At 42.8% G+C, this 19,295-nt stretch carries 14 protein-coding genes; 5 read left to right on the top strand and 9 right to left on the bottom strand.

The window, feature by feature from the left end; translation table 11 throughout:
• Positions 1 to 3 precede the first annotated feature (3 nt).
• Both ACJJIZ_RS06645 and ACJJIZ_RS06650 read right to left on the bottom strand, forming a co-directional pair.
• A complete protein-coding gene (locus ACJJIZ_RS06645) occupies positions 4 to 1,362 on the bottom strand; it encodes a hypothetical protein (RefSeq protein ID WP_282931393.1) in 1,359 nt (452 codons plus the stop codon).
• Positions 1,363 to 1,873: 511 nt separating this feature from the next.
• Entirely contained in the window at positions 1,874 to 1,984 is a 111-nt protein-coding gene (locus tag ACJJIZ_RS06650) for a hypothetical protein (RefSeq protein ID WP_353057086.1), read from the bottom strand.
• A 1,176-nt stretch (positions 1,985 to 3,160) separates the two neighbouring features.
• On the opposite strand from ACJJIZ_RS06650, the gene ACJJIZ_RS06655 reads away from it, so the two are divergent.
• Positions 3,161 to 4,000: a right-handed parallel beta-helix repeat-containing protein gene (locus tag ACJJIZ_RS06655; protein ID WP_282931394.1), complete on the top strand. Its 840-nt coding sequence runs from the start codon at positions 3,161 to 3,163 to the stop codon at positions 3,998 to 4,000.
• Positions 4,001 to 4,844: 844 nt separating this feature from the next.
• On the opposite strand, the gene ACJJIZ_RS06660 is transcribed toward ACJJIZ_RS06655, so the two are convergent.
• From ACJJIZ_RS06660 to ACJJIZ_RS06680, 5 genes are all read right to left on the bottom strand, one after another.
• Positions 4,845 to 6,161, bottom strand: coding sequence for an autotransporter outer membrane beta-barrel domain-containing protein (locus ACJJIZ_RS06660; RefSeq protein ID WP_444915621.1), 1,317 nt, complete (start codon positions 6,159 to 6,161; stop codon positions 4,845 to 4,847).
• A gap of 869 nt (positions 6,162 to 7,030) precedes the next feature.
• A complete protein-coding gene (locus ACJJIZ_RS06665; RefSeq protein ID WP_444911453.1) occupies positions 7,031 to 8,335 on the bottom strand; it encodes a hypothetical protein in 1,305 nt (434 codons plus the stop codon).
• 481 nt (positions 8,336 to 8,816) lie between these two features.
• Positions 8,817 to 10,241 (bottom strand): hypothetical protein, encoded by a 1,425-nt coding sequence (locus tag ACJJIZ_RS06670; RefSeq protein ID WP_444915622.1) that lies wholly within the window; start codon positions 10,239 to 10,241, stop codon positions 8,817 to 8,819.
• 554 nt (positions 10,242 to 10,795) lie between these two features.
• A complete protein-coding gene (locus tag ACJJIZ_RS06675) occupies positions 10,796 to 10,981 on the bottom strand; it encodes a hypothetical protein (RefSeq protein ID WP_444896192.1) in 186 nt (61 codons plus the stop codon).
• Entirely contained in the window at positions 10,969 to 12,078 is a 1,110-nt protein-coding gene (locus ACJJIZ_RS06680) for a hypothetical protein (protein ID WP_444911451.1), read from the bottom strand. The genes ACJJIZ_RS06675 and ACJJIZ_RS06680 overlap by 13 nt, the downstream gene beginning before the upstream one ends.
• Positions 12,079 to 12,641: 563 nt before the next feature.
• On the opposite strand from ACJJIZ_RS06680, the gene ACJJIZ_RS06685 reads away from it, so the two are divergent.
• The 3 genes from ACJJIZ_RS06685 (at position 12,642) to ACJJIZ_RS06695 (ending at position 16,360) form a co-directional block, all read left to right on the top strand.
• Positions 12,642 to 12,800 (top strand): hypothetical protein, encoded by a 159-nt coding sequence (locus ACJJIZ_RS06685; protein WP_444915623.1) that lies wholly within the window; start codon positions 12,642 to 12,644, stop codon positions 12,798 to 12,800.
• A 585-nt stretch (positions 12,801 to 13,385) separates the two neighbouring features.
• On the top strand, positions 13,386 to 14,768 hold the full coding sequence (locus tag ACJJIZ_RS06690; protein WP_444916195.1) for an MFS transporter: 1,383 nt from the start codon (positions 13,386 to 13,388) through the stop codon (positions 14,766 to 14,768).
• A gap of 431 nt (positions 14,769 to 15,199) precedes the next feature.
• The gene (locus tag ACJJIZ_RS06695) at positions 15,200 to 16,360 is read left to right on the top strand and encodes an NnrS family protein (RefSeq protein ID WP_444907373.1); all 1,161 of its coding nucleotides are present in this window, start codon (positions 15,200 to 15,202) and stop codon (positions 16,358 to 16,360) included.
• Positions 16,361 to 16,442: 82 nt separating this feature from the next.
• On the opposite strand, the gene ACJJIZ_RS06700 is transcribed toward ACJJIZ_RS06695, so the two are convergent.
• The gene (locus tag ACJJIZ_RS06700; RefSeq protein WP_444896197.1) at positions 16,443 to 16,865 is read right to left on the bottom strand and encodes a GFA family protein; all 423 of its coding nucleotides are present in this window, start codon (positions 16,863 to 16,865) and stop codon (positions 16,443 to 16,445) included.
• An 82-nt stretch (positions 16,866 to 16,947) separates the two neighbouring features.
• Positions 16,948 to 17,739 carry a PhzF family protein gene (locus tag ACJJIZ_RS06705; RefSeq protein ID WP_444911448.1) on the bottom strand — a complete coding sequence of 264 codons (792 nt, stop codon included), beginning with the start codon at positions 17,737 to 17,739 and terminating at the stop codon, positions 16,948 to 16,950.
• Between the two features lie 194 nt (positions 17,740 to 17,933).
• On the opposite strand from ACJJIZ_RS06705, the gene ubiM reads away from it, so the two are divergent.
• The gene (gene ubiM, locus ACJJIZ_RS06710; RefSeq protein WP_444915624.1) at positions 17,934 to 19,100 is read left to right on the top strand and encodes a 5-demethoxyubiquinol-8 5-hydroxylase UbiM; all 1,167 of its coding nucleotides are present in this window, start codon (positions 17,934 to 17,936) and stop codon (positions 19,098 to 19,100) included.
• The last annotated feature ends 195 nt before the right edge of the window (positions 19,101 to 19,295 follow it).

Consider the following 19,295-nt stretch of genomic DNA (forward strand, 5'->3'; position numbering starts at 1 on the left):
AGTCTACTGTATAAATGTAGCGCTATTGCCGTCTCCAAGTTGGGTAACACTGATAGCATCATTAAAGCCAGTTTGCGTAACCGATATGTAGTTACTGCTACCGTCTTGAGATAATGTTGCAGTGTTTTGCATGCCGCTCTGGGCCAACTCAATCAAATTCAAGTTACCTGCCTGCAGCATGGTTGCTGTCTCCATATCTCCATCCTGTGTTGAGGTAATTTCGTTCTCATCACCTTCCTGGGTGATATCCAGTGAGCCACTGAATGCTGATTGGCTAGCTGAAACCATATTCATATTTCCAATTTGTTCAACAGAGGATGTATCCGATGAACCGCTTTGTGTGACAGTAGCATCGTTTTGTGTACCGTCCTGGGAAATAATATTGGAGCTATTGTCAGTCGACGCCTGTAAGGCTGTAGCCATATTGGATGAGCCTGACTGATAAATTTCAATGTTGTCACTGGCTCCTGATTGTGTTGCCAAAGCCATATTATTGTCATCACTTTGGCTAATATAAATGTTACTTTCAAAAGCACTACTTTGTGTGGCAACCGCTGATTGATTATCCCCATATTGGTAGATGGATAATGTATTGTCTGCAGTATCAAAACTAGTAGCACTGGCAAAATTGGAGTCTCCGGACTGTACTACGATAGCACTATCGGAACTTGAGGTGTTTCTGTTAATTGAGGCATTGTTGAAATCACCAACCTGACTTATCAAGTCTGAATTGGTAAAGGAGTTAAGGTGAGATATCCCAGCAGCATTTTGTTGCCCGAATTGAATTGTGGTAGCGCTGTTACCAGAGCTTGCTGTGTTTTGCAATGTAGTTGAAATATTTAAGTCACCGGATTGGGTAATGACTACAATATTGCTGGAACTCGTGTCCTGAGTACTAGTAGCCAGGTTTTGATCGCCATACTGGCTGATTGAAATAGAATCAGAATCTGAGGAGGTTTGTTCAGAGCTGGCAAAGTTAGTGTCACCATTCTGGAGGATTTCACTGCTACCGTTTGAAGCGGTTTCCTGACTGGTTAAAACGATATTGTTATCCCCGACCTGGAGTGCTGATGCCGTAGTGCTGGTTGTGGCATCTTGTGTCGAGGTGACACTATTATTATCCCCCTGCTGTGTTTGATAAATGGCGCCGCTGACATTGCCATTAGTTTGACTGGCATCAGCGTCGTTGTTATCACCAATTTGTGTTTGCACAATAAGGTTATCAAATACGGTCGGATCACTTTGATCAGCCGTCGCGTTATTATCTGTACCCATCTGGTTCTGGATGACAGTATTTTCCGCATAGGAAATCCCACTGATCATAAAGGATAAGGCCGTGGCTATAAGGGAATAGGTCTTCATTGGATAACTCCTTTACCAATTTGGACTTTGGGTGGTAAGCATATACTCTGCCTTTAACATCCATATAAAGGCAGAGTGTTTTTCGTGTTTCTACGAAAAATTATGTGCGGTCAATAATGATTGGGAATCTTAAGTGGAGGCTAGTACATAAAAAATATCACTCTACTACACGATGATATGGTTTAAAGCCATAGGTTGGGTTGTTAGCCATTTGATTTATAGCGTCAGATCAATCAAAGGCTACTTTAATTTTTGTCGATGAATTGGTATGTAGCTATGAGAATTTAGTTTGGCATAGTTAGGAATAAAGTCGAGTTTGTGTTTTGACTGACTACGTACTGGTCTGATCTATATTTTATAGATTGACAAGAATATAGGGAGGTTGCGCCCTGATGATCACATCAGCTCACCGATCAGCACAGCTTTCGAGACAACCTTGAAAGGGCTAGGTTATTGCTGCTGGTAGTTTGCGCTGTTGTCACCACCTATTCGTAGTATGTCAGCACTGCTATTAACCCCCAGTTTGCATCATTTGTATAAAGTTATTGCTACCAATTGGGGAGAGTTCGACAGTATTTTGTCTCCCACTCTGGGTTAGACTGAGCCTATGATCGCTACCTATTTGGTGAGTGTAGAGGTGAGTCTCTTCTCCTCTCTAAGTGACGTTTAAACTATTAATATATCCCTCCTGCAGTAGTTGCAGTTCGCTACTTGTGCCGCCCAAATTCACTGTTTTAATATTACTACCGCCGAGTTGATTAATAATGACCTCATTATTAGCTGTAGAGATAAGACTAATATCGATAGTGTGCCTGGCCCCAGCTTGTATAATCTCTACTTTGTCATTACCACTAACACTGTGAATTAGAAAAACCTGGTTGTCCGCACCAACTTTCTTGATATAGTCTATTGCCGAGTTTGTCGTGCTAATAAATACCTAGTTTTGATTGGTATCACCGATTTGAGCGGAAAGTGTACTATTATTAGAGCCATTGTTTGAATCTAGTATTGTTGGTTTGTTACTAAGTCCTATCTGATGAAATTGCATTTCTCCATTAATAATATTATCTTGTGAACTAGTGGCAGAATTTTCTGTGTTTTTTTGATAGATAGAAATAGAAGCATTTTTAGAGTAGGTTTGAACACCTTGGGCGTTATTTTGATGGTCTAACTGGATATAGTTAAAATGGCTGTTAGTAATGGAGTCTTGTAGTGAACTTCCCTGGTTGCTATCGCCAATCTGGTAGCCAATACTAGTAATATCGCTTTGGTCAGTAGTGGCACTGTTAGCGCTACCCTACTGATACAGTGATGTACTATTTGCTTCAGTCAAAGAATTTGTGGCAATAAATGAAGATAGAGCGACGTAAATACCAGCCTTGGTGTACATGATAATTCCTTTCTATGACCGAACATTAAGTAACAGTTTCCCGAAGTTAGTACTTCTATCATGAGTAAATTTTATATAAATAACCTAAGTTTTTCATAATAAGCTGCATGCACTAGCTGGCGAATAAAATCGTACTTTCCAAAATTGGATCAGAGTATGGTGTTCTGGATTAAATGCTAGTAATCATTAAAAGTAATTGCGCCAGCTTAAGATTCTATTTTTAATCGTTGCTATCGATATGGCTGCGCTAGCTTCTTCAAAAGAATGACGTAGTTTTTTATTCGTTCGAACGTCAATTATTTTAGGCAATTTTTCTTATGGTGGAAGCTATTATTGCATCCAAACTTAGGGGACTCAGTATCTCTGTGCTGAGATGTATTCTTTATTCTGAACTGATAGGAGTTGGATGTGAAAATTAAGCAGTCTGTAGATAAGGTGGCACTATTAGCGATAATGGCTTTTTCGGCGTCTTCATATTCATCAATTGCCTTGGCTGAAGTGGCTTGTGGCGATGTAATTACAACTGCAGAAGTGCTCACTGAGGACTTATCTTGTGATCTAACTACCGATGAACCTGATGCACTTACTATTGTCGGCCCAAGTGGCAGCTTAAATATGGGCGACTATTCCCTGACCTGTACTACAGGAGGAGACCTAGGTGGTGCAGGAATTCGAATCGAAGGCAATGGCGCCACCCTCACTGGGGGCGTTATAGATGGCTGTTTTGATGGAATTTTCTTAGAGGGAGAGGGGTATCACAAAGTACTTGGTACCGAAGTTGTTAATAGTGTTAATGATGGGATAGATATAGATAGTATTTACAATACTATAAATGACTGCGTTATTACTGATAGTGGTAGAGTCGGAGTCGATATGGATGATGACTACAATACTTTTTCTGGCTGTACCGTAACAGGTAGTGTTGCCGACGGAATCCAGGTGGATGATAGTTTTTCACGAGTTTTTAACAACACTTCAAGTGGAAATGGAGGGGCTGGTATTCTGATAGAAGGATCGTCAAATAATGTGATATCACAGAACACAACTACCGATAATGGCAACGGTGATAGCCAAGATGGTGGTATAGTTCTTATTTTTACTAATTCCAACTTCAATATTATTTCTGCGAACTCTTCTCTTGGTAATGATCCTTTTGATCTGAGGGATACAGTTGACCCTGATTGCAGTGGTACTAATATTTGGGTAAACAATGAATATCTCACTAAAGATCCAGATTGCCTGGATTGACAATTCTTAATAGACAATTTCTTTTCCATGGGCTGTTAAATTTGGTGGTAACGTTTTGTGGAATTTTATAGATCGATTTACTTAATTTTTTTATAAAACTTATCAATCAGCAATCTATTAGGGGCTCGTATATGAAATATATGAGCTTCCTTTATATAGCATAATATAAATATATTTATATCTATTATAGTGAAATGTGGTAGAGGTTTAATTAAAATAAAAATATCTCTAAGGTGAGTATCTTGTAAAGGGCTCTCAGGCGTGTATTTTTCACTTTAAATGTTATTGTATGAATTAAATAATATTTGCATCTAAATGTTGATATGTTTCCATGTATGAGATTTTGATGTGGAAGATTAGATGAGTATTTTAAAAGTTAGGCATTAATAGGATGTTGAGTTGAATAGCAGGTATGCGGTTAGTAAGCATGATCTAAATGTTAAATATATATTCCTAAGTTCACCACTTAAAATACGATGGATGTCTGATGGCGTATATGTAGCCAGGTATTTGAAATTTTCAAGAGGGGACTTTTTTGGAGAGTACTATGTGAGTGCAGCGATGCTGTAGTGTTTCGGTAATTTGGGGGCGCAAACAAACCGAAGAGTGTGAGTAAGTGTGGGTGTAATTTTAAATTGCCTCTTTTTGTGGTATTACCACGATATTCAATGTGCTGATGGTTGGTTCTATAAGAAATAGTAGTTTTGGGGATGCACTGAGACGATAGATATGATAACAAAACAGAATAATAGATATTCAATAATTGTATCAGTTCAGTGAATCCCCAATTTATGATCACTAAATATTTTTCTATGAAATTAAAGTGAGCTTGAAGCCAGGCATATTATTGCATTATGTTTCCGCTATTGTTGTCTCCAAACTGTGTCACGGTAGTTGAGGCAGATGGGTTCGCCTGCATGGCCTGTAGAAAATTATTATTTCCACTTTGTGAGAGTGTGGCCCAGCTACTCATACCTGTCTGGTTAAGATCGATTTCGTTGAGCGTACCATTTTGGTCTGTATCAGCAGAAATCAAATCACCATCCTGAAAAATAGAGAGGACATTTTGTGTACCTGTTTGCGTACTTAGAAGGCTATTTGATGATCCAGTTTGGCTAGTCAAGGCCATATTTTGTTCGCCATTTTGTGAAAGGATTAATATTGATGAATCACTCATAATTTGGAAAGCAATTGCATCATTGGCAATGCCTATCTGAGTGACTTCTACAATACCGTTGCTACTGGAAAAATGGCCCATACCTCCAATGATATTTTGATCGCCGATTTGGGTTGCAGAGCCGATTACATTGGAACTTGAAAGTGCCTGCACACCACCTACTAAATTATCATTCCCTATTTGCTGGGAAAACGAGTGGCTTTGTGTACTGTCAAGTTGGCTTGAGCCCCCAAGGTTTGAGTTCCCGACCTGATTAGTAAAAGTACTACCAAAACTACTGTTTGAATTACTGCTCCCCCCCAAGTTATCAGTGCCATTTTGAATAACAGTGCTTGTCATAAAGTCAGAATTGTCGAACTGTGAAATTCCACCGTTGTTAAGTGATCCAGTTTGTAAAACTACGGAGGTGGTGTTGTCTGTATTAAGGCTTGCAGATGCAGAACCAATATTTTCAGATCCATCCTGGCTAATAAATATGGAGTTGTTATTTGAATTATTGAAATGAGAAGCTGCTGATTGGTTGTCAGTACCAACCTGAACAATATTTGTACTGTTTAAGCTGGAGTTAAAGTTTACGGTTTCAGCAAAATTGATTTCACCGGTTTGGGAGACAAAGTTGGTGTTATTGGAGTCACCAAGCATACTGGATGTAACTTCGTTAGTATTACCTACCTGTAAGGTTGTCAGCGTTGTGCCTGTACTATCCTCCTGGCTCGCGTTGGCTAAGTTTCCATCTCCAATCTGGGTCTGAATAATCACGCCGTCACTGCTATTAATGATCTGTTCCGCCTCTGCTGTATTATTATCCCCATTCTGGGTTTGTACAATCAAATTATTGGTAACGGTGGGATCGCTTTGGTCTCCCATAGCCATGTTGTTATTGCCTGTTTGATTTACAATATATATATTACTAGCCTGTGCCGCAGCGCTGATACTAATTGCTAAAATGCATGGGATTGCTGGAATATACGAAGACATTCTCATTGATAAAACCTCGACTTCTCTAGTGTAGTCATTTTCCTAAAACAAAATTTTAAAAAGGCTTGTTACATATTTAAATTGAGTAGGTACAAGCTTAAATGAATATCATTAATGTCCATTTCTATCTGGAGCTGATAGCAGGTTGGCGCTATAGAGATCAATATTTGCTTGGGGAAGTTTCAGAGCTGCCAAAAGAAATTTTCCGAAACTGACTAATCGGCATTAATACTTAGCTATGCCTGTTATTGATCAAAGCTGAAAATGCTTAAGATTTCATCAAGTATGGACTAAAAATTTTGCGATTAATAAATGCATGCTTACTGTCTAATTCTCCTTTAAACCTCCTGAAATCTATTAATGCCGGGTAGAGCTATTTAATCTTCTACCCTACCTATATATGATTACTGCCTTTGGTTTCCCTGAGTAAGTTGAAAGTTTGGTAAAAGTATTGATGAAGCATGAGTCTTTTCAATGAGAGATAAGTGTGTAACTGCTAGTAATAAAGTTTACTTCCAGTGAGTTAGGCCAACTGATATTTTTTGCACTATAATTTTTCTCTTCTAGAATGGATCAAAATTTATCTGGTTGTGAATAATTTTAAATCTAGATAGAGGTTGCAGTCCTAGCTTATGAAAGCTTTAGGCTAACCCTGTTGCCTTGATTTATCCAGGAAGATTATCCGGGGATAAACTTACACCCTTTTTTAACAGAAAAAATGACACCAAACAGAAGCATTTGGTATCATCGACTACATATAAAGAAATTCACGTCTTAAGTGGAGTAAATGATATGAGCATTTCTCCTAATGCATGTCCTTTATGAATGGTCATGTATTCCGCTACTTTGTGTACTTTGAGCTAATAGTGGGTGAGTTACTGCATGATATTACCACTATTGTTTTCGCCAAACTGCGTCACAGTGGATGAGGCAGATGGATTTGCCTGCATAGCCTGTAGAAAATTATTGTTACCACTTTGTGTAAGTGTGGCAACACTACTCATGCCGGTCTGATCAAGGTCAATTTCATTAAGTGTGCCACTCTGATTGGTATCGGCAGAAATTGAATCACCATCCTGAATAATAGAAAGTACGTTCTGTATTCCTGTTTGCACGCCAAGAAGGATGTTAGATATCCCTGTTTGCCCCGCCAGGGCCATATTTTGTTCTCCATTTTGAGAAATAGCTAACAATCCCGAGTCGCTCATAATTTGGAAAGCAATTGCATCATTAGCAATACCTATTTGAGTGACCTCTACAGTACCATTGCTACTGGAGGAGTGGCCTGAACCACCAATTATATTTTGGTCGCCTATTTGTGTGATGGAGGCGCTAACATTATTACTAGAGTTTATCGATATGCTGCCTAAATTGTCAGTACCGGTTTGCTGGATAAATGTATGGCTCTGTGTGCTATCAATTTGGCTTGAACTTCCTAAATTTAAACTTCCCACTTGATTAGAAAAGGTACTGCCGAAGCTACTATTTAAATTACTAGCTCCCCCTAGATTATCATCGCCACTTTGAATGACCGTACTTGTCATAAATTGAGAGCCACTAACTTGCCCAACTCCCCCATTGTTCAACGATCCATCCTGTAAGATGACAATACTGTTGTTCTCCGCATCGAAACTTGCGCCTGGAGAACTCGTATTTTGAGATCCGCTTTGGTTTACAAATATGGAATTGTTACTTGAGTTAAAGCTATGAGCTGTGAAAACTTCATTGTCGGTTCCGGTTTGTAAAACATTAGTACTATTAGATGTAGAGTTGAAATTAACGGTAGAGGTGAAATTCAATTCACCACTTTGAAAAACGAAATTGGTGCTCGCGGTATCATTTTGCATAAAGGAATCGACTTCGTTATTGTTCCCCATCTGTACGACGGTATCGATTGTGTCGGTGCTATTTTCTTGGCTTGCTGTGGCTAAGTTTCCATCTCCAATTTGAGTCTGAGTGATCACTGCATTATTGCTATTTATGATTTGTTCTGCCTCAGCTGTATTATTATCACCATTTTGGGTTTGCACAATTAGGTTGTTGGCAACGGTGGGATCACTTTGATCCCCCATGGCAGTGTTATTGTTACCATTTTGATTGACTATGTAGGTGTTGCTCGCTTGTGCTAGCTGTATCACAGCAAGGGTGGATAATCCGGCAATTGTGGCTTTGAATTTCATTGTTGAATTCCTTTTCGAGCTACGTTGTGACTAAGGTTTGGTTTAGTGGGTGACTTAGATTTATAGCTCATCGTTAAAGCTAAATTTAAAATCATCGCTGGTGCTGCCTTTTTGTATTGGCTTCAAACCATATTTTTGGCATTAAAACTTGACTATGCCAGGTGGGGGAACTCTTCGTTTATTTGGGATAAAGCATAGAACTTCCAAACGTACACTGTACTGCTTTGTACTAAATTAAAGCCTATGATGTACTGCACTGATAAAGCAATAGTGACAATTGAAATGTTTGTTGCTGATATCTACCATTAAATTGTCCCAAAAAATTATTGTCAATGAGCGGTGAGATGTATATAGGATAAAAGTACTGAGAAAGTAGTAAGAAAAACTCAAGCCGATAATTTCAAAACTGTCTTGTCAGTATTTGAAAGTCTAATAAGGTCTGATAGGGCCTGCAAAGAGGTTTGCAAGGCCCTTGGTTTTTTTACTGCATATAGGTGGCGCTGTTGTTGTCACCTAGTTGGGTGACACTGATTGTATCGCTAAAACCGGTCTGCGTTACCATTAGGAAATTGCTATTGCCATCCTGAGACAATGTAGCAATATCTGAAGATCCACTCTGAGTCAGATCTATTTCGTTGAGATTGCCGCTCTGGTTAAGGGTGGCTGAAATACTGTCTCCGTCTTGGAGGGAATTAATCAAGTTGTCCTCGCCATCTTGTGAGGCGTAAAGGTCGGCATTGAAGTTGGTTTGCTCCGCATTTATTGTGTTTAATTCACTCATTTGAATTATCTCAGCCGAGTGGTTGGAGCCGGTCTGTGTCAGATCCGCATCATTGCCATTACCAATTTGGCTGATGGAGTAGTTATTATCAGATACAGTTTGCAGGCTAACAGAAATACTATTGTTGTCACCTTGCTGAAGGTTTGAACCTACACTGTTATTGGCATTGTCATCTGTGGAACCAAAGATATTGTCATTTCCATATTGTTCAACTGTAGTAAATTGATCAGAACTTTGGCCTCGTACGGTAAACCCTGAATTGAAATTGCCGATCTGTGTTAATTGGACTGAAGTGTTTGAGCTGCCATCATCATCTACCCCTCCGCCGGTATTATCATCACCCATTTGAAAGACGCTGATACTGCTATTAAAACTATCCCACTGGCCTGATGTACCAATATTTCTATCACCGATGGATACTACGTTCAGAAATGCTTCATCCATATTGGTCTGTCCTGAAGAACCAATATTATCGGTGCCAATCATAGTAAATTGCATTGAGCTATTGGTAGAGTCCCTTTGCGGAGAGCTACCAATATTGCTTGTTCCGCTAATGGTATAGATCATTGTAGTATTGGTGGTATTTTCCTGTATTGATCCGCCATTATTGTCGGTTCCCGTTATTGTGAAGGTCATTACCGTATTCGTCGTATTCTCCTGTATGGAGCCACTACCATTATTGGTCCCCATCATGGTGTATGTCATAGTTGTATTGGTGGTTATTTCCTGTCTTGAACTAGCGAAATTGTCAGTGCCGATTAATGTTTTTTGCATTAGACTATTACTAGTTGATATTTGGTCCGTTCCTGCACTATTATTGTCTCCTATCAAAGTAATTACTGCTGAAGAATTACTACTGCCGTCTTGCTCACTATTCGCGAAGTTGTTGTCTCCCTGCTGGGTTTGAATAATGGTTCCATTGCTGGTGGCATTGAATTGTATTGCCTCGGCATCGTTATTGTCTCCAATCTGAGTCTGCGAGATTAAACTATCAGTGGCACTAGTTTGGTCCCCCATGGCCATATTTCCGATTCCCTCTTGATTGACAATATAAGTATTGTCACCATACGCAATACCGGAAATGGCTAACGCTAAGGTAGTGATTGCAAAGGCTGATGTTTTCATAAATGATTCCTTTCATTTAATGATTTATGGATGGTGTTAAGAGCGATAGATCTCTTGCTTCTATAAAGGTAATTAACGAATGAAACTTCTGTAGCTCAGTTAATTTTTAATGAGCGCTAAGTAAGAAGCTTAAGGGCCCTAAATGGTGAGAGAAGTAGTGATAATGCTTGCTTGTACTGATCCCAAGCCATTTTTTGGCATTAATGCTTGGAGATGCCGAGGCTATATTCATTTTTGCTTCGATTGATGTGAAATATTTATTCCAAATTTTTCACCTGTATTGGTTGATTTTACTATTCATTTAATTTGCTCCTATTTGGTTTGTTGGTCCGCCAAAATGTAGTGAAGTGATAAATGACCCCTACTTACGGTATCGCTTTTAGTATTATTAATAAATAAGATAATTGGTATGAGATAAAAGCACTGAGATGCTAGTAAAAAAGTCTGATTTAATCAGTATTTTCATTGCAGAGTTATATTGATATTTGATAGTGGATAGAATATGTATGGTTAGGTGGAGTCCATATATGGGTATACGGACTCCTATCAACGATTTACTGTGTAAAAGTGGCGCTATTATTGTCACCTAGCTGGGTAACATTGATGCTATCGCTAAATCCTGTTTGAGTGACACTCAGGAAGCTGTTGTTACCATCCTGAGGTAGAGTGGCAGTGTCCTGTTGTCCACTTTGGGTGAGATCTATTTCATTCAGGGTGCCTGCCTGACTTAGTGTTGCCATTTACTGTCCCCATCCTGCAGTGAATTGATCAGGTTGTCCTCACCGTTTTGTAGGGAGTAAAGGTCGTTATCAAAGCTTTCTTGATCAGCATTTATCTCATTTAAATCACTCATTTGAATGATCTCAGCAGTGTGACTTGATCCAGACTGGGTAAGAAATACCATATTTCCATCACCGATCTGTGATATGTAATAGGCGTTATCAGATACCGTCTGTAATAGGGTAAGACTAGTATTGCTATTTCCTTGCTGTAGGACCGTTCCAATACTATTGCTTGAGTCAATGGTTGCATTATCAAATAGGTTACCGTCTCCAAACTGCTCATACGTAGTGCTTTGACTAAAGCTATTAAAACGACCAAGTCCACCTATATTTGAGCTCCCAATTTGAGTAATTGTGGCTGTATTATTCGCACTACCAATCTGCTCTCCAGCGGCCGCAAGATTACTATCCCCGGTTTGAAAGATCATTATCGTAGTACTTGAGCTGACATTCTGGGTGGTGCTAACAAGATTATCGTCACCATAACTTTCAGCTACTAAAGTTGCGGAATCGGAGTCTTGTTGTACAGAGGAGCCAAGATTATCGTCACCTACAAAGGTAAAGCTCATTGAACTGTTGGAAACATTATTCTGAACTGGAAAGCCAAGATTGTCATTGCCTTCCATGATGTATATTAATGAGGTATCAGAAGTGGCATCCTGTGAGCCGCCTCCAGAATTATTATTCCCTGTTACATCCAATTGCATGAAGGAATTGCTGGTTGATGTTTGCGTGGGATCCATATCATTGCCGTCACCAAAGATAATGACCTCAATGATGGAGTCAGTGGTGGCATCTGAAGTGTTATTATCCCCTTCTTGAAATTGAATAATAGTGCCGTTGGTATTGCCATTAGACTGGATGGCCTCAACATCATTATTATCCCCAATTTGAGTCTGTTCGATGAGGTTGTTAAATATAGTGGGATCACTTTGATCCCCTGAGGCTGTATTTCCCGTACCTTCTTGATAGATAATATATTCATTGTCATCTGCATGAACCAGGCCACTGATGGCAAGGGATAGAGCGGTAACGGCTATAGGTAAGATCTTCACAAGTAACTTCTTTACTTCAACTCGCTATGGCGCTTTGACTGCGTCCACAGTACTTCCTGTACAACACAGGTGAAATCCATATCCAATCCCGTGTAATCGAACGTCGACCTACCATCCGTCGGGCATTGGAGGTTATTTGATCGGCCCTAAATGGTGAGAGAAGTAGTGAGACTGCTGACTTGCACTGGCTCCAAGCCATCGGCATTAATACCTGGCTATGCCGGGGCGGTGATCATTGGCGGCTTTATCTAAAAGGCTCAATGATTCCAAATTCTGGTGGGCATAAGTGCTCACCGTTTGTCATAGATATTTCTCCTCTGTAATCCGTTTGATTGGGCTCTCCAAAAGTCGAAATCCAGCTCGTTTCAGATATTGGAGCCTTGGAAAAAGTATTGACAATGAGACTCCTCAGGGGAATGAGATAAAAGCACAGAGATACTGGGACTAAAGTCGAAAAATATCTGATATTTTCAGTGTGTTAGGATGTGGCTGCTGGGAGGAGGGTTGGATGATAGATTCTGGGAGATAGCTGTCTGAACATACAAATTCCTAGAGATAGGCACATGGCTTTACTGCAGAGAAATCGCGGTATTATTACCAAATTAAGTAGTGGTGATGCTATCGTTAATTCCTGCCTGCGTGGGCATTATTTAATTGTTGTTGCCGTTAAATTGTGTTGCTTCAACGTTATTATTGTCACCAATCTGAGCTTGATTTATTAAGTTGTTAGTGGTTGTTTGTTCAATTTGATCTTCAGTAGCAGTGTTGCCAGTTCTTACTTGGTTGATGAGTAAGTACTGTTCGCCTGGGCCTGATGGCCATGATTGATCGAGAGAATGGTAATGGCTAAAGATAGCACCTTCATGGGAAAATCCTGTCAGCCTTTGAGTTTTGGTTTATAAGAATTGGAGTAGGGGCCCCGCTCAAGACTGTCGATCAATCCTGATTGATCATCGGCTGATAGCTTTAAATACTTCTGCTACCGGATACTGCTTTTGGACTGATTCGATCTGCTAAAGATGGAATGAGGATTAGTGAGACTGCGGACTTACACTGACATCAAGCCATTGTTGTTGGCATTAATGCTTGTCTATGCCTGAGCTGGGACCTAATCAGAGTATTGCGGAAGAAAGTAATTCTGGATATAGGAGAAAAGCACCGAGAATCTAGTAATAAAGTTTATGAGAACCCCCTTGGTACTAGGCTGTTACTTGGTGTTGCCTGATAATTTACGCTGCAGTTGGTCCTTCATTGGTCCAAGCTTATATATCCATTGCATAACTTGCAAAGTGTGAAGTTTGGCATTTATGGCAGCCTCAAAGACCCCGCTATCGCGATCACAGATTATAGGTTTAACAGCATTGTCGTTGGCAGTCTTTTTGGTGGCCAATGATTTTACGGCCTTCTCCGTCGCTATCCCTGCAATGGAAAAACATTTTAACGCAGATATCTCCACCCTTCAGTGGGTGATTAACGGTTATGCATTGGTGTTCGGGATTTTTATAGTTACTGGCGGGCGCTTGGCGGATATGTTTGGTCGGCGCCGGCTATTTTTTGTTGGAACCTCAATCTTCGTCTTTTTTTCAGTTTTGGGTGGTCTGGCCGTCAATGAATGGATGCTGCTGGGAAGCCGGGCATTAATGGGTGTTGGTGGTGCTCTGATGTGGCCCGCTGTGCTCGGCATGACCTATCAGATCATGCCTGATGACCGCGCCGGTCAGGCAGGCGGTTTGATAATGACGGTGTGTGGCTTTGCGAACTCTGTAGGGCCACTGTTGGGTGGTTTCTTTACAGATTTTCTTAGCTGGCGCTGGATTTTTTTTATTAACTTACCCATCGCTTTGGCGGCAATGTTGGTGGGTTGGAAAGTAATTGAGGATGATAAGCCCGATGAGAGCAATGAAAAGGTTGACTATTGGGGGATGGCCTCATTATCAATTGGCCTTTTGGCTTTAATGTTATCTCTGGATTTTGTTATCGATGTAGGATTTAGAAGTCCTTTAGTGATTGGACTTTTAGTAACATCGGTGATTTTCTTTTTGGTATTTGCCTGGGTTGAGCCTCATACTCGCTCTGACCCACTTATTCCCCCGGATGTAGCTACTAATTGGCGCTTTTTTTCTATCTGTGTGGTGACTTTGCTTCTATCGGTCACTTTTGTATCTATGTTGCTTTATATTCCTCAATTTTTAATTAAGGAGTTGAGCTATTCTGCAGTTTGGTCTGGTGCGGGTTTATTGCCGGTGATGATTACCTATGCGGTAGTCTCATATATAGCAGGGTGGTTATATGAATTTTTGGGGGCTCGCCTAATTTTAGCGGGAGCGGCACTCTTTTTAGGTTTGGGAATGTTTTTACTTTCTGGCCTAGTGGTGCATGATCACTATCTGCACCTGGTGCCAGGAATGCTCACCCTTGGCATAGGGTTAGGTTTATATTTTCCTACGATAACGACCACCGCTATTACCGTACTGGGGCCAGCAAGGGCCAGCTTAGCCGCAGCCTTAATTTATATGTTTCAAATTATTGGCGGCGCCATTGGTTTAGCGATGAATACAACGGTGGTGGCAATGGCTCCCGAGTTATCCGAAGGCATTGACCGCGCATTTACCGTCAATGCGTGTTTGGCAGCTGGGGCGTTGATTGTGAGTTTACTTTTTGTAAAAGGAAATGCTTCCCAGAGAGAATAAATTTATGCAATACTTCAAGTCCACTTCATCTTCGCCCCAGTTTCCTCCTACCCCTAAAAATTAAATAACCCTATAAAACGTGTGGTTTTTTTCAGGTTATCTACACAGAAAAAGATTCTTCACCCCAGTTAGAATAATTCACAGACTACTCATTTTTTTGTTAACTATTTTTGTTAATTGAGTGAGAATAGGGCTCTTTCCCAATCCCTGGAAATGGAATCTCGGGCGATATCCCGCACTGATGCGGATGACTGAAAAGTCGGCGCTTTTGCCTAGGTTGCGGCGCCGCCGGACAGATAAACCCCTGTGTCCTGCTTTTTTTAGGACGCCTTTGATTCTCCAAGCAAAGCAGGCCTGTCGGGGTGGTCTTGTACTGCGAATTATTTGTGTAGGGAGCCTGGTGTTCCCGTAGTTGGTAAGGAGAATGGATTTTGATACCTATCGTTGACCGCGCGCGCGCGGAGTCTATTGCACCTATTTGGCGTATGCCGTTTCGCCCTTTTTTCTGGGGAGCTGCTCTGTGGAGTATGGTTGCCCTGGTTATCTGGCAGGGGCAGTTATTCGGTTGGCAGATGCCGGCTTTTCGAATGGGGGTAGTCTGGCACTCTCATGAGATGCTGTTCGGGTTCGCGGCTACTGTTGTTGTAGGTTTTCTCGGCACGGCCATGCAAACCTGGACTGGTATCCCCTCGCCAAAGGGAACCCAACTTATTGCTTTGGTCGGCCTGTGGCTCTTGGCCCGTTTGGGTTACCTGTTGGCGGCGGTCCCTATTTGGATGCCGGTAATTGCTGAAGTCTCCTTCTTCCTGTTCTCAGCGTTTTTGCTCGGAGCCAGGGTGTTGCGAACCAAGCAGTGGCGAAATATGTTTGTATTGCCTGCGATGCTGATGTTTGCCGCATTGTCCGCTAGCCACTGGTTGCTGCCAGGGGCACAGAGCCGAATCGCCTTGCTGGCTTTGCTGTTGGTGACGGCGATTATTCTGATAATCGGCGGGCGGGTTATACCCTTCTTTACGGCGCGCCGCTTTCACTTGAGCCCAAGAGATAAGATACCGGCTGTAGAGTGGGGTACCCATATTGCTGCGGTGGGCTTGTTGCTATCGGTGGCTGTTGGTTTGCCGCAAATGGTTTGGGCCTTTTTTGCGGTCTCTCTGGGTATTTTGCAGGTGATCCGGGTGGTGCGCTGGCACCCTACAAAAATATGGGCAGAACCGATGGTTTGGTCTCTGCATGTGAGCTACTGGTTGGTTATTTTGGGGTGTTTTCTCGCGGCTCTGGCCTGGAGCCAAATTGCCCCTTCCTGGCAGAGTCCCGCTTTGCACGCATTTGCCGTTGGCGGTATCGGCGGATTGATCTTGTCTATGACCAGTCGCGTCAGTCTCGGCCACACAGGTCGGATATTGAAGGCGCCGCGCTTGATGCCCCTGGCTTTTATGGCCCTGGCGTTATCTGCTCTCGCACGTGTGTTTTGGGCACCCGCCCCGAGTGGTTTGCTCGCAGCAATTATTGCCTGGGTAGTCGGTTACACGCTTTTCTTACTGTATTACACCCCGGTGCTTTTCCAGCCGCGCGTTGACGGTCATCCCGGCTAATTCTCTCTATGTGATCTTCAGTTGCTGCGAGAAACCTTATCATCGCAGCAACTGTGGTCGAGTAAAGCCATCATTAACTGGTCTATTCAGAGTCCGCACTAGCTACCTGGGGTAGTTTGTCTACTTTAGGTACTGTTTCCAGTTCCCGGTCCCACTCGGCTTTACTGGCCATAAAGATATGGGCATTAGGCCTTACATCTATTGGGCGATCCAGACTGCCAGCGGGAACAGCGAGGAGGCCAATTTCAGGATCTTCTCGTGGCACTGCGGAACCGCATTGATTGCAAAAGCTTTTGCTGTGCCTCGTCCCTGCCAGCTTAAAGGTTTTGACTTGTTCTGCACCGGATAGCCATTCAAGTTTCGCTGATGCGAAGAATAGGTTTGCTGCATGGGCTGAACCGGTATCTTTGCGGCAGTAACTACAGTGGCAGAGAAAGAAGCCGCCAAAGTCACCTTCAATTTCGAAGTTAATAGTGCCACATAGGCACGATCCTTTTTGTTCCATTGCTCAATGCTCCTCTGTTTAGTTGTACTTATCGTAATTAGGGTAAACTGTGATTTATTTTGGAAATCCCGGCGTTGGGGTATCAAACCCGTATGGTCCCGCTCAAATAGGGTACTGCTTTGCCTGAGATAATGACCCTGTCCCCGGCGATGGTGCAATTCAGCAGGCCGCCGCGCTTGGAGGCTTGATAGGCGATCAGCTCTTTCTTATCCAGAATTTGTGACCAGTAAGGGGCGAGCCCTGTGTGAATAGAACCGGTCACCGGATCTTCGGCACCACCATTGGATGGCCAGAAATATCGGGAGATAAAATCGTACTTATCGGATTTTGCCGTGACGACCACATCGTAGGGGGCGAGCTTTCGCAGGCTGCTCGCATCCTGCTGTACATCCAATACTTCTCGCTCACTATTGTAGATGGCAAAGTAAGCTTGGTTGTTAAGTAACACCTGACTTGGTGTTATTGAAAGCCCCTCCAGCAATTCCTGCGGTATGCGATCTACGGGTTGTGGCTCCCTTCGTGGGAAGTCCATGGAAATAATTCCATTTTCCCCTCGGCTTATTGTCATTTTGCCCACAGCGGCAGCATGGAGCTGGAGTTGCTCACATTGAGGGTTTTGAGAAAAAAGAACATGGGCTGACGCCAGGGTGGCATGACCACAAAAATCAATTTCCGTTAACGGTGAAAACCAGCGAATTCCATAACTGGTATCCGGGCGTTTTACCAGAAACGCGGTTTCGGAAAGATTATTTTCTGCAGCGATGGACTGCATTAAATTTTCATCCAGCCAATCCTCAGTAACAACAACTCCGGCTGAATTTCCGTGAAAGACTTTGTCGGTAAAGGCGTTAATGAAATGAATTTCAAGTTCCATATTTGAACTCCATAGTGCTCCAGTTTTTCAGAAGCGCTGGTGGCGGGCGTGATATTTTATACCCCTAAAGTTCACCAATTTATACCTCTGTAGAGCGGCTTGGGATTAGCTTTAACCTGATCTGGATCAGTTTATCCCGGATGTGAGTCACTAGAGTGACTTGTATTTGTTGCGTGCAAATCAGGGGTGTGAAAATGACGGAGTCCGATGTAGCTATCGTAGGTGCTGGACCGGCGGGGCTTTCCTTGGCGGTGATGCTCGCCCGCAAAGGGTGTCAGGTGGCAATTATTGAGCGCCAGGATAAGTCGGCGCTGTCCGCTCCCGATGATGATGGCCGCGAGATTGCCCTGACACACAAATCCTACAAGCTGCTGCAAGAATTGGGGGCTTGGCAGAGATTATCCCCGGAAGAGATTAGCCCGCTAAATGCTGCCGAAGTAGTCGACGGCAATTCCCCTTCGACACTCCACTTTAGCCCGGGAGAAAGGGGGCCTCTGGGTTTTATTGTCTCCAACTCTGCAATCCGGCGAATCTTATATGAGACAGTTTTGGAGACTGAGAATATAGCGCTGCTCGATAACTCGACTGTTACCGGGATGACATTGAGCGGTGCTATGCGTCATCTTGAACTGGCAGAGGGGGAGGGCGTGCGCGCTTCCCTGGTGGTTGCAGCCGACAGCCGTTTTTCTGAAGTGCGACGCATGGCGGGAATTGGCGCCGATATGCGCGACTTTGGCCGAGTGGCGATTGTCGGCCCTGTACGCACCGAATTACCCCACGATGGTATTGCCCGGGAGTGTTTCCGCTACGGTTCGACACTGGCGCTGTTGCCTTTGCCCAAGGCAAATATTTCATCGGCCGTGGTTACTGTTCCCGCCAGTCTCTCTGCCCAGATTATGGCGATGGGTAATGAAGAGTTTGCCGGGCACGTATCCCGCGAAAGCGCGTCCCAGCTCGGCGGTGTCGAAGCTTTTGGTGAGCGCCACTGTTATCCATTGGTTGCGGTATACGCACATCACTTTTTCGCTGAGCGCTTTGCCTTGGTGGGAGATGCCGCTGTGGGGATGCATCCAGTGACCGCACATGGATTTAATTTGGGCTTGGCCGGTGCGGATACTTTGGCCCGTCAACTGGATAGTGTTAGCCGTCTATATAACCCGGCCAAGCTGACTCGGGCCCTGGCCCGTTACCAGATGCTGCACCGGGTTGAATCCAAGCCGATTTACTCTGGAACTAATAGGGTGGTGGATTTGTTTACCGACGATCGCCTGCCGGCCAAGTTGCTGCGCAAAATGGTGTTGCGGGTCAGTGATCGCTTTCCCCCAATTCGAAAAGCAATAGTGCACCAGTTAACTCGCTAGCTTATTCAGAGGCTTGTTAAGAGAGTTTTACTCTTCGTTCTTACTATAAAAAGTACATGTGCAAGAAAGAAGACGGTATATGGAAGTGGCCTGCTTGCGGGATTTTCTTCCTTTTCTATACTGATTTGCGAGATGGTAGAGACGGCTTTAACCCCTCGGTGAAAACAAATGCCAATTACGGCTTGACTCACCGGG

This window comes from Microbulbifer maximicatervae (SeqCode) (genome assembly GCF_052467225.1).